14 protein-coding genes are annotated in these 11,229 nt (G+C 67.9%); 8 read left to right on the forward strand and 6 right to left on the reverse strand.

Features of this window, described 5'->3' with window-relative positions:
- Nucleotides 1-130: 130 nt before the first annotated feature.
- From hda to G5A07_RS20455, 3 genes are read right to left on the reverse strand one after another with little or no spacing between them, the layout of a single operon-like run.
- Nucleotides 131-838, reverse strand: a complete 708-nt coding sequence (gene hda / locus G5A07_RS20445) for a DnaA regulatory inactivator Hda (protein WP_010483615.1) — start codon at nt 836-838, stop codon at nt 131-133.
- Nucleotides 838-2,007 (reverse strand): AI-2E family transporter, encoded by a 1,170-nt coding sequence (locus G5A07_RS20450; protein ID WP_010483616.1) that lies wholly within the window; start codon nt 2,005-2,007, stop codon nt 838-840. Before G5A07_RS20450 ends, hda begins: the two co-directional genes overlap by 1 nt.
- Nucleotides 2,004-3,143 (reverse strand): DUF2066 domain-containing protein, encoded by a 1,140-nt coding sequence (locus G5A07_RS20455; protein WP_191863923.1) that lies wholly within the window; start codon nt 3,141-3,143, stop codon nt 2,004-2,006. Before G5A07_RS20455 ends, G5A07_RS20450 begins: the two co-directional genes overlap by 4 nt.
- A 99-nt stretch (nt 3,144-3,242) precedes the next feature.
- On the opposite strand from G5A07_RS20455, the gene purM reads away from it, so the two are divergent.
- The 7 genes from purM (at nt 3,243) to G5A07_RS20490 (ending at nt 8,169) form a co-directional block, all read left to right on the forward strand.
- Entirely contained in the window at nt 3,243-4,301 is a 1,059-nt protein-coding gene (purM, locus tag G5A07_RS20460) for a phosphoribosylformylglycinamidine cyclo-ligase (RefSeq protein WP_049434457.1), read from the forward strand.
- A gap of 22 nt (nt 4,302-4,323) precedes the next feature.
- Nucleotides 4,324-4,812: a hypothetical protein gene (locus G5A07_RS20465; protein ID WP_019336866.1), complete on the forward strand. Its 489-nt coding sequence runs from the start codon at nt 4,324-4,326 to the stop codon at nt 4,810-4,812.
- A complete protein-coding gene (locus tag G5A07_RS20470) occupies nt 4,809-5,231 on the forward strand; it encodes a hypothetical protein (protein ID WP_191863924.1) in 423 nt (140 codons plus the stop codon). Before G5A07_RS20465 ends, G5A07_RS20470 begins: the two co-directional genes overlap by 4 nt.
- A 40-nt stretch (nt 5,232-5,271) precedes the next feature.
- Nucleotides 5,272-5,934: a DUF2238 domain-containing protein gene (locus G5A07_RS20475; protein WP_049410284.1), complete on the forward strand. Its 663-nt coding sequence runs from the start codon at nt 5,272-5,274 to the stop codon at nt 5,932-5,934.
- A complete protein-coding gene (gene purN / locus G5A07_RS20480) occupies nt 5,931-6,590 on the forward strand; it encodes a phosphoribosylglycinamide formyltransferase (protein WP_010483627.1) in 660 nt (219 codons plus the stop codon). The genes G5A07_RS20475 and purN overlap by 4 nt, the downstream gene beginning before the upstream one ends.
- Nucleotides 6,591-6,658: 68 nt before the next feature.
- Complete coding sequence (locus G5A07_RS20485; RefSeq protein ID WP_010483630.1) at nt 6,659-7,483, forward strand: DUF3108 domain-containing protein; 825 nt, start codon at nt 6,659-6,661, stop codon at nt 7,481-7,483.
- Nucleotides 7,484-7,485: 2 nt separating this feature from the next.
- Nucleotides 7,486-8,169 (forward strand): DUF3108 domain-containing protein, encoded by a 684-nt coding sequence (locus tag G5A07_RS20490; RefSeq protein WP_191863925.1) that lies wholly within the window; start codon nt 7,486-7,488, stop codon nt 8,167-8,169.
- A gap of 77 nt (nt 8,170-8,246) precedes the next feature.
- On the opposite strand, the gene G5A07_RS20495 is transcribed toward G5A07_RS20490, so the two are convergent.
- The 3 genes from G5A07_RS20495 to G5A07_RS20505 are packed head-to-tail and all read right to left on the reverse strand — an operon-like array spanning nt 8,247 to nt 10,093.
- Entirely contained in the window at nt 8,247-8,573 is a 327-nt protein-coding gene (locus G5A07_RS20495; protein WP_019336869.1) for a hypothetical protein, read from the reverse strand.
- A complete protein-coding gene (gene murA / locus G5A07_RS20500; RefSeq protein WP_010483637.1) occupies nt 8,570-9,841 on the reverse strand; it encodes a UDP-N-acetylglucosamine 1-carboxyvinyltransferase in 1,272 nt (423 codons plus the stop codon). Before murA ends, G5A07_RS20495 begins: the two co-directional genes overlap by 4 nt.
- A 21-nt stretch (nt 9,842-9,862) precedes the next feature.
- Nucleotides 9,863-10,093: a BolA/IbaG family iron-sulfur metabolism protein gene (locus G5A07_RS20505; RefSeq protein ID WP_010483639.1), complete on the reverse strand. Its 231-nt coding sequence runs from the start codon at nt 10,091-10,093 to the stop codon at nt 9,863-9,865.
- Nucleotides 10,094-10,147: 54 nt separating this feature from the next.
- On the opposite strand from G5A07_RS20505, the gene G5A07_RS20510 reads away from it, so the two are divergent.
- Nucleotides 10,148-11,149 carry a KpsF/GutQ family sugar-phosphate isomerase gene (locus G5A07_RS20510; protein ID WP_010483640.1) on the forward strand — a complete coding sequence of 334 codons (1,002 nt, stop codon included), beginning with the start codon at nt 10,148-10,150 and terminating at the stop codon, nt 11,147-11,149.
- Nucleotides 11,150-11,229: the final 80 nt, after the last annotated feature.

The raw sequence follows: 11,229 nt of genomic DNA on the forward strand, positions 1-11,229 counted from the left end.
ACGTACTTGCGCCGTCCCCCGCAACCTGAGCCACCCCGCCTCCCCTCAGGAAGCCAGCCTTTGACGTTGACGTTGACGTTGCTTCGGCTTCGGCGGGTGCAGGGCGCAGCCCTGCAAACAAACCCCACCCTCAGTAACGAGGCCGGCCTTCTTCCAGCACCTGGCGCAGGAACGGCACGGTGATCCGCCGCTTCGCCGCCAGCGACTCGCGGTCCAGCCAGTCCAGCAGCGTGATCAATCCACCCAGCTCGCGCCCGGTGTGCGACAGCAGCCACTCGATGGCCGCCTCGTCGATCGCCAGCCCACGCCGCAGTGCACGCTCACGCAGCACCGCCGCGCGACCTTCCTCATCCAACGGCTGCAGCAGCACGCGCACGCACTGGCCCAGGCGCGAACGCAGGTCGGGCAGTACCAGGCCCAGCTCTTCCGGCGCCTTCTGCGCCGTGTACAACACGGTGACGCCCGCAGCGCGCGCGCGGTTGTGGAAATCGAACAGCGCGATCTCGTCCTCGCGGTTGCCGGCAACCTCGTCCAGGCCATCCAGCGCCACCAGTTCGCGCACCTCCAGCCCATCCAGCGCCGCGCGCACGCGACCGGCGGCGCTGGCCAGCGGCACGTAGGTCGGCAGGCGGCCGGCCTGCTCGGCGCTGGAACACATCGCCAGCGCCTGATGGGTCTTGCCGGTGCCCGCCGCCCCTTCCAGGTAGACCCAATCGTGGCTGGCGCCCACCGCGATCGCGCGCAGCTGCGCCAGCGCGCCATCCGGCGCGCCGATGAAGGTCTCCAGGCGCTGGTCCCGCGGGTAATGCAGGGCCAGCGGCAGTTGCGGCACACCCATCACTTCAGGTCGGGGCCCTTGTCGTTCGGAATGATGATATGGGGGGCATCGACCACGCCATCAAGCACGATCGCCGGCTTCTCGCCCACGTACAGCTCGCTCTGGCGATAACGCTGGTGCGCATAGCGCAGCAGCACGTTGGTCACCGCCGCCACCGGCAGCGCCAGCAGCATGCCGAGGAAGCCGAACAGCTGGCCGCCGGCCATCACCGCGAAGATCACCGCCACCGGGTGCAGGCCGATCTTGTCGCCGACGATGCGCGGGGTCAGCACGTAGCTTTCCAGCAGCTGGCCCACGGTGAACACCACGCCGACCAGGATCAGCAGCTTCAGGTCGAAGCCCTGCGCCTGCACCAGTGCGGCGATGATCGCCATCAGGATGCCGGTGGTCGCGCCCAGGTAAGGGATGAAGCTGATGAGGCCGGCAATCAGGCCGATCAGCAGGCCCAGCTTCAGGCCAACCAGCGACAGGCCACCGGCATAGATCACGCCCAGCGCCAGCATCACCAGGAATTGGCCGCGGATGAACGCGCCCAGCACCTCGTTGGATTCGCGCGCCAGCGCGCTGATGGTGCCGATCTGGTTGCGCGGAATCACCGACGCGACCCGCTCGACCAGCTTGTCCCAGTCACGCAGGAAGTAGAACGCCAGGATCGGCAGCAGCAGGATGTTGACCACCCAGGTCACCATCGCGAAGCCCGAGCGCGAGACGTAGCCCATGAACGTGGTGGCGAAGCCGCCGGCCTGCTGCCAGTGGCTGCGCACCCATTCGATCAGGCGGTCCGGGTCCAGCCACTGCATCACTTCCAGGCCGGTCTTCTGCTCGAACCAGGGAATGCCCTTTTCCATCAACCACGCCTGTGCCTGCGGCGCGACCGCGATCAGGGTGGTGATCTGGCGCTCGATCATCGGCACTAGCACCAGCAGCAGCGCCACGATCACCAGCACCATCGCCGCGAACACCAGCACCACGCCGGTCATGCGCGAGCGGCCGGTGGCCTCGATGCGGTCCACCAGTGGATCGCCCAGCCAGGCCAGCGCCAGCGCCAGCACGAAGGGAGTCAGGATCGGCGCCAGCAGCCACACCACCCAGCCGACCAGGCCGGCGAACAGGATGTACTTCAGGCGGCGCAGGAACTGCGCGATTTCCGCTTCCGGGGTCAGAGTCATCGCAGGCGGTACTCGTTGCTGACCGGGGCGGCCACCGGGGTACCGGTGGTGTCATCGATCGGCGTCGGCAGGGCCGGCAGCGGTGCGCTCGGCGCCAGCACACCGTTGTCGCCCAGCATGCGGTTGAAGCCGGCCAGGCCGGTGGTCATCTCCAGCCTCAGCTCCAGCTGGCCGGCCGAGGCGTGCAGCGGGGTGACGTTGCGCACCACCGGCACCTCGCGCAGGCCGGCAGCCAGGCGCAGGTAGTCATCGGCACTGTTGATGCCGGTGACCACTACACGGTAGGTGCCGGCCTGGCCGACGGCGGCGCCCGCCTTGGCATAGCGCTTGACCAGCGCATCGGCGGCACCATCGGCACCGGCGGCCATCGCACGCATGGCGTTGGCGTCCTTGCTGGTCCACTTGTTCAGCTCACGGCCGTTGTCGACGAACACCCAGTCCGCCTGCCAGCCACCGTTGGCGCGGTAGAGCTTGCCGATCAGCTGCATCGGCGGCGAGTAGCGCGAAGAGGCGCGGGCCACGGCGGCGCTGTCCTGGCGCCAGATGGCACCGGCCAGTGCCTGTTCGGCAGCACCACCGCTGGGCAGGCCCAGCTTGTAGCCGCGCTCGATGGCGCGGTTCAGCAACGGCCGGGCGGCGTTGGCCTGCTGCACGCTGACCAGGCGCGGACCGCTGCCGTCGTCGACGGCCAGCCACAGCACCGGCTTCGGGCGCGGCTGCGGCCACAGCGGCAGGCCCAGCGCCGACACCAGCGAATCGACATCGTCCTCGCGGAAGCGGGCCACCAGCAGGGTACGGAAGCTGGGGGCGCCACTGGCGCTCACGCTCTGGTCCTGCTTGTAGTCGTAGCTGGCCACGTAATCCTTGGCATTGCGCAGCGCCTGCGCCACGCCAGGGCGCGACATCACGCTGCGATCGCCGGACAATTTGCCCAGTACAACGCTCAAGGCGCGGGCCAGGGCGCCGTTGCGGTCGGCTTCGGCTTGGCTGTTGACGGGCACTTCGGCCTCGTACGCGCCAGTGGCGGTGGCAACATCACCCTCGGTGCGCAGGCCGCTCTGGGCCATCGTGGCCACCGGCAGGCTCAGCGCAAGGAGCAGGGTCAGAATCAGGCTGCGGCGCATCAGGACATCCATTGGCTCGACGTATCCGGGGGAATTGTTGCCCGAATACGGCCTTTGCGCCAATGCGGCCTGTTAAAATCGCCCGTTCAACCCCTGCCAGCGCCGACGCCCGTGACCAACACCCCGTCTTCCGCCCCCTCCCCCCTCACCTATCGTGACGCGGGTGTCGACATCGACGCCGGCAACGCGCTGGTCGAGCGGATCAAGCCCCTGGTCAAGCGCAGCTTCCGCCCGGAAGTGATGGGTGGCCTGGGTGGCTTCGGCGCCCTGTTCGACCTGTCCAACAAGTACCGCGAGCCGGTGCTGGTGTCCGGTACCGACGGCGTGGGCACCAAGCTGAAGCTGGCCCACCAGCTGAACCGCCACGATACGATCGGCATCGACCTGGTCGCCATGTGCGTGAACGACGTGCTGGTGCAGGGTGCCGAACCGCTGTTCTTCCTGGACTACTTCGCTACCGGCAAGCTGGACATCGACACCGCCGCGGCGGTCGTGGGCGGCATCGCCAACGGCTGCACCGAGGCCGGCTGCGCGCTGATCGGCGGCGAAACCGCTGAAATGCCCGACATGTATGCCCCGGGCGAGTACGACCTGGCCGGCTTCACGGTCGCTGCGGTCGAGAAGAGCGAGCTGAAGGACGGCGCCAGCGTGGCCGCCGGCGACGTGCTGATCGGCATCGCCTCGTCCGGCCCGCACTCCAACGGTTACTCACTGGTGCGCCGCATCTACGACCGCGCCGGTCGCCCGGCCGATCTGGAGCTGGAAGGCGGCGTGAAGCTGGTCGATGCGCTGATGGCGCCGACCCGCCTGTACGTCAAGCCGATCCTGTCGCTGCTGAAGTCGCACGGCGAGGCCATCCATGGCATGGCCCACATCACCGGTGGCGGCCTGACCGAGAACATCATCCGTGTGGTGCCCGAAGGCCTGGGCCTGGACATCCAGGCCTCGTCGTGGACCCTGCCGCCGGTGTTCCAGTGGCTGCAGAAGGAAGGCGCGGTGGCCGACAGTGAAATGTGGCGCACCTTCAACTGCGGCATCGGCTTCGTGCTGATCGTGGCGCCGGACCAGGTGGCTGCAGTGTCCGACGCGGTCAAGGCGCAGGGCCTGGAGCACTGGACCATCGGCCAGGTGGTCACCGCCGAAGGCGCCGAGCGCGTCCACATCGGCTGATCCCGGCAACCCAGGAGCCCGCATGGACGCAACGCCCCCCTTGTCGCCCGCCCCCGTGCCGCCGCCGCTGGCGACGGTACCGGTGTTCAGCGCGCAGGATGCCGATCACCTGCGCATGCTGGCCATCGCGCACTACGTGGTCGGCGCCCTGATCGCGCTGTTCTCGCTGATCTTCATCATCCACATCGTGCTGGGCATCACCGCGCTCACCGGCAACCTGCCGATGAATTCCGGCGGCCAGCCGTCATCGCCGGCCGAGGAACGCCTGTTCGGCTGGATGTTCACCATCGTCGGCTGCGTCATCGTGTTCGGTGGCGTGACCCTGGGTGCGTTCGTGGCCTACGCCGGCCGCTGCCTGACCCGTCGCCGCCGCTACCTGCTGTGCCTGATCGTGGCCGGCTTGGCCTGCCTGTTCACGCCGATCGGCACCGCACTGGGGGTGTTCAGCCTGATCACCCTGCTGCGCCCGCAGGTCAAGGCCGCCTTCGACCTTCCCGCCACGACCGCATGACTGCCTCCGGCAATCCGCCGCCGCTGCCGCATCAGACCCTGGCGCAGCTGCAGCTGACCAGCCATCTGCAGACGCTGAAAGTGCTGTTCTACGCGTTGGCCGGCTTCCATTGGGTCGCCACAGTGGCGTTCCTCGGCCTCAGCGGCTGGGTGGCCCAGTCACGCGGGCTGGACGACGCCTGGATGCTGACCTCGATCTATGCCTCCATCGCCCTGCTGGCCACCGTGCTGGGCTTCGTGCAGCTGCGCACTGCCGGCCAGCTTTCACAGCGCACCGGCCTGGCCTGGTGCCAGCGCGCGGCCTGGCTGGGCGTGCTGGCCGGCCCGCTGGGCATGGCCCTGACCGCTTATGCCTGGGTGTTCCTGTCCAAGCCGGAGATGGCTGCGCTGTTCGACCGCGGCGACCATCTCAGTGTCTGAGCCCGTGGGCAGACAGCCGCCCTTCCCCGATCGATCCGACATGTCCTCGCCAGCCTTCTCAACGACCGCCTCACCCACCCGCTACCGCTTCTCGGGCCCCAAGAAGCTGGCCTTTGCCACCGTACTGGCGGTGTTCGCCATCAGCTGGGTCCACCCGCTGTGGCCTACCGAACAGGCCCTGCACAGCACCCTGACCGTGATCGGGCTGGCCGCGCTGCTGTGGGTCGACCGCCGCGGTGGCTGGCTGGGCAACGGCGCTTTCATCGCCATCTGTGGCTTCATCGCGCTGCACTGCGTGGCGGCGCGCTGGCTGTATTCCAACGTGCCCTACGACGCTTGGGCGCAGGCGCTGACCGGCTGGTCGCCGAATGCGGCCTTCGGCTGGCAGCGCAATCACTTCGACCGCCTCATCCACTTCCTGTTCGGCGTCTGCTTCACTCCCGCGCTGCTGCAGCTGGCGCGCCATGCGTGGCCAGCGCTGCGGCTGGGCCAGGCCTTCACTCTGGCAGTGATGACGGTGATGTGCGCCAGCCTGGTCTACGAATGGTTCGAATGGGCCATCGCGCTGGCGCTGTCGCCGGATGCTGCCGAAGCCTACAACGGCCAGCAGGGTGACATGTGGGATGCGCATGCCGACATGCTGATGGCGACCGTCGGCAGCCTGCTGACGTGGCCACTGATCCGCCGGAGTTCCCTGCAATGACCGCCCCAACCCGCATCGCCGTGCTCGCCTCGGGCCGCGGCAGCAACCTGCAGGCCATCCTCGACGCGATCGGCAGCGGCCGCCTGCCGGCCGAGGTGGTCGGCGTGTTTTCCGACCGCCCCGCCGCGGAGGCCCTGCAGCGCGTCGCACCGAACCTGCGCTGGGCACACGCACCGAAGTCCTTCAGTGACCGCGCCAGCTACGAGCAGGCACTGGGCGATGCGCTTGCCGCAGTACAGCCGGACTGGATCGTCTGTGCAGGCTACATGCGCATCCTCGGCGCGGCCTTCGTACAGCGCTTCAATGGCCGGCTGGTCAATATCCATCCGTCGCTGCTACCGCTGCACAAGGGCCTGGACACCCATGCCCGGGCGCTGCAGGCCGGCGATGCCGAGCACGGCGCCAGCGTGCACCTGGTGGTGCCGGAGCTGGATGCCGGAGCCGTGCTGGCGCAGGTACGTGTACCGGTGCAGCCAGGTGATGACGCGCACAGCCTGGCCGAGCGCGTGCTGGCGGTGGAGCATCCGCTGCTGATCGCCACCCTGCAGCTGTTGTGCGAGGGCCGCCTGGCTGAACGGGAGGGTCAGCCCTGGCTGGACGGTCACCCCCTGTTTAGCCCCTTGGCCCTAGATTCCGCCGGAAACCTGAACCGGTAACGCCCTTGCACACGCCCTGCTGACTGCGGGGCTGGCATCCTGCCCCCCTCCTGCGGTCCCTGTCATCCATGAAGACCACGACCCTGCTGTCCACTTCATTGCTGCTGTCGCTTGCCGTGTTCCCCGGCGTGGGCTGGGGACAGGCACCGGCGCCTGCCACCCCGCCGGCACCGGTGCCCGCAGCGCAGCCGCCTGCCGAGGCGCCGGTCGTACCGATGCCACCGGCACTGGCCTGGGAGCCACCGCCGCTGCAGCCGTTCAGCGCCACCTACCAGGCCTTCTACAAGGGCAAGGAAGCGGGCGATGCCAGCATGCAGGTCACCCACACCGGCGGCAGCCAGTGGCGGGTGGACATGCAGGTGGTCGGCCGCCGCGGCTTTGCCAGCGTGCTGGGCCTGAACATCGAACAGAGCACGGTGTTCGAGGAGCGCAGCGGCGTGTATGCGCCGCTCAGCCAGAGCACGGTGCGCAAGGGCCTGTTCCTGGGCAAGAAGGCGGTCGGTACCTACAACTGGCAGGCCGGCACCGCGCAATGGACCGGTGACGTCAAGAAGGAACGCGCGCAGCCGATCCCGCTGCAGGCGGGCGACCAGAGCGCACTGCTGATCAATCTGGCGATCATGCGCGATGCCCGCCCGGGCGCCGCCATGCACTACCGCTACGTGGACATGGGCAAGGTCCGCGAACACGACTACCAGGCCGCGCCGCAGACCGAGAACGTCGAGGTCGGCGACCTGTCCTACAACGCGCTGCGGGTCTACCGGACCAACGGCGGCAGAAACGAAACCATTCTCTGGATCGCCAACGGTGTCCCCACCCCGGTGCGCATCCTGCAACGCGAAGACGGCGAAGATCGCGTCGATCTGCGCCTGATCGAATACCAAGGAGTCTGAGCATGAACACCCTGACCCGCCCCCTCACCTGGATCGCAGCCGCTGCCCTGACCGTGGCCAGCCTGCCGGCCATGGCCCTGGAACCGTTCAAGGCGGATTACCTGGCCAGCTACATGGGCATGCAGGCCAACGGCACCATGACCCTGGCCAGCGAAGGCAGCAACAAGTGGCGCTACAGCCTGCAGGTGAAGAACCAGCTGGCCGACCTCAGCCAGAGCACGGTGTTCGAGGAAGTCCGTGGCCAGCTGCGCCCGCTCAGCAGCCAGGACCGTTCGGCGCTGCTGGTGAAGAAGCGCAACGTGCAGGCCAACTACAACTGGACCAGCAACCAGGCCACCTGGACCGGCGACATCAAGCCGGACCGTGCGGGCCCCATCGCGCTGAAGGCGGGCGACATGGACGCGCTGCTGATCAACCTGGCGATCGCCCGTGACCTGGCCGCCGGCAAGCCGCTGACCTATCGCATGGTCGACGAAGGCCGCATCAAGAACATGACGTACCGCGTGATCGGCAAGGAGTCGATCACCGTGGGCGGCAAGAGCTACGGGGCCACCAAGGTCTCGCGCGCCGACGGCAACAAGGAACTGATCGCCTGGATCGTGCCGGAGTTCCCGGTGCCGGCGCGCATGCTGCAGCGCGAGAGCGGCCGCGATGCGCTGGACCTGACCATCAAGGCGATGAACTGACCGGAGATCCACGTCATCCACGCATGGCGTGGATGGGTGTATCCCAAAAAGAAACGCCCGCTTTCGCGGGCGTTTTCTTATTTCTTCGCTTCGGCCGGTTTCTCTTCGGCCGCCTTGAACTCGGTGCGGCAGTCCACGCGGATCTGCTCGCCGGTGCTGCGCCAGACGAAGGTGCGGCAATGGCGGTTGCCGTCCTGGCTGTCGTTCACCGCAACCGCATAGAACGACTCGATGATCTCGTCACGCGTGACCGTACCGTCGCCGTTCCAGTCCATGTCCTTCTGCTCGATGCCCCGGGTGATGGCGATGTTGGCGTACCAGGCATAGCCCAGCCACGCCAGCACGATCAGCACCAGGGCCAGCAGCGCCTTGCGACGCGGGCTGAATTTCCCGCGCAGGATCATGGCACGCGCCGGATGGTAGCACCGAGCGAAGACAGCTTCTCTTCGATGTTCTCGTAGCCACGGTCAAGGTGGTAGATGCGGTCGATGGTGGTGTCGCCGCTGGCCATCAGGCCGGCCAGGATCAGCGACGCCGACGCACGCAGGTCGGTGGCCATCACCGGTGCACCGCTCAGGTGCTCGCTGCCACGCACGATGGCGGTGTGGCCTTCGACCTGAATGTCCGCGCCCAGGCGCAGCAGTTCGTTGACGTGCATGAAACGGTTCTCGAAGATCGTTTCGTTGATCACGCCCACGCCGTCGGCCACGCAGTTGAGCGCCATGAACTGCGCCTGCATGTCGGTCGGAAATGCCGGGTACGGCGCGGTGGTCAGGTTGACCGCCTTCGGCCGCTTGCCCTGCATGTCCAGGGTGATGGTGTCGTCGGTGGTCTCGATCTTCGCACCGGCCTCGACCAGCTTGGACAGCACCGCGTCCATGGTGTTCGGGCGCGCACGGTTGACCGTGACCTTGCCACCGGTCATCGCTGCGGCGACCAGGAAGGTGCCGGTCTCGATGCGGTCGGGCAGCACTTCATGGCGGCCACCGGACAGGCGCTCGACGCCTTCGATCACCAGGCGGGCGGTGCCCAGGCCTTCGATCTTCGCGCCCAGCGCGATCAGGCAGTGCGCCAGATCGGTCACTTCCGGTTCCATCGCGCAGTTGTCGAGGATGGTGGTGCCTTCAGCCAGCACCGCACCCATCAGCACGTTCTCGGTGCCGGTGACGCTGACCATGTCGAAGGTGAAATGGCCGCCCTTCAGGCGCTTGGCGGTGGCCTTGATGAAGCCGTTCTCGACCACGATCTCGGCACCCAGCGCCTGCAGGCCCTTGATGTGCTGGTCGACCGGACGCGAACCGATCGCGCAGCCGCCGGGCAGCGACACTTCGGCCGCGCCGAAGCGGGCCAGCAGCGGGCCCAGCACCAGGATCGAAGCGCGCATGGTCTTGACCAGCTCGTAGGGTGCCACGTGCTGGTTGACCGAGCGCGGGTCGACCACGATCGCGCTGCCGCGCGACAGCGTGCCCTGGTCGATGGTGACCTTGGCGCCCAGCTCGCCCAGCAGCTTCACCGTGGTGACCACGTCGTGCAGGTGCGGCACGTTGGTGATCTCCACCGGCGCATCGGCCAGCAGGGTCGCGCAGAGAATGGGGAGGACGGCGTTCTTGGCGCCGGAGATGCTCACTTCACCGTGCAGCGCAGCGCCGCCGGTCACAACGATCTTGGCCATGTATTCGGGATCTTCTGCGGTTCAGCCGGCTTCGGCCGGGGTCACGGTTTTCAGCGCCAGCGCGTGGATCGCGCCGCCCATCAGGTCGCCCAGCGTGGCATACACCATGCGGTGGCGGGCCAGCGGCATCTTGCCGGCGAAGGCCTCGTAGACCACGGTCGCTTCGAAATGCACGCCATCGTCGCCCTGCACGTCGGCGCGGGCGCCAGGCAGGCCGGTTTCGATCAGATTGCGGATGGTGTCGGCGTCCAACGGGCTTTCCTAATAAAATGTGCGTCCATTCTACTTCCGCTGCGTGGCGTCCGCATGGCCGAATCCCTGTTGCCCCCCCGTTCCGTCGACCCTGCCGGCCTGGTCGCCAGCGGCCGCCGCGTCTTCGAGATCGAGCGGCAGGCGCTGGATGCCGTGGCCGACCGCCTTGGCGAGGCCTTCCAGCAGGCCTGCCAGGCGATCCTGGCCAGCCACGGGCGGGTGGTCGCCACCGGCATGGGCAAGTCCGGGCATATCGCCCGCAAGATCGCCGCCACCCTGGCGTCCACCGGTACGCCGGCGTTCTACGTGCATCCCGGTGAAGCCGGCCACGGCGACCTGGGCATGATCACCGAAGACGACGTGGTGCTGGCCCTGTCCTATTCGGGCGAGTCCGACGAGGTGCTGATGCTGCTGCCGGTACTCAAGCGCCAGGGCAACGTGCTGATTTCCATGACCGGCCGCCCGCAGTCCAGTCTCGCCACCGCCGCCGACATCCATCTGGATGTGAGTGTGCCGGCCGAGGCCTGCCCGCTGGCGCTGGCGCCGACCTCCAGTACCACCGCCTCGCTGGCGATGGGCGATGCGCTGGCTGTGGCCCTGCTCGACGCACGCGGCTTCACCGCCGATGACTTCGCCCGCTCGCACCCGGCCGGCAGCCTCGGCCGCCGCCTGTTGCTGCACATCACCGACGTGATGCACACCGGCGAGGACCTGCCCAGCGTGGGCGCCGACGCCAGCCTCAGCGAAGCGCTGATGGAAATGAGCCGCAAACGGTTGGGCATGACCGCCGTGGTCGATGCCGACGGCGTGCTGATCGGCCTGTTCACCGACGGTGACCTGCGCCGTGCGCTGGACAGCGCGCTGGACGTGCGCACCGCAAAGATCGCCGATGTGATGACCCGCAACCCGCGCACCATCGGTGCTGACCAGCTCGCGGTCGAGGCGGCCCGGCAGATGGAAACCCAGAAAATCAATGGCCTGATCGTGGTCGATGGCCAGGGCCGCGCGGTCGGCGCCCTGAACATTCATGACCTGTTGCGGGCCCGGGTGGTTTAACCGACAGTCCATCAACCCCATTCAGTCTGTAACGCCGCACCTGCCCCCAACGAGCCTGCCGCCCTGATGCCCTGGTCCCC

The sequence above is a fragment of the Stenotrophomonas sp. AS012628 genome (genome assembly GCF_010608305.1).
GTDB classification, from domain to species: Bacteria; Pseudomonadota; Gammaproteobacteria; order Xanthomonadales; family Xanthomonadaceae; genus Stenotrophomonas; species Stenotrophomonas geniculata.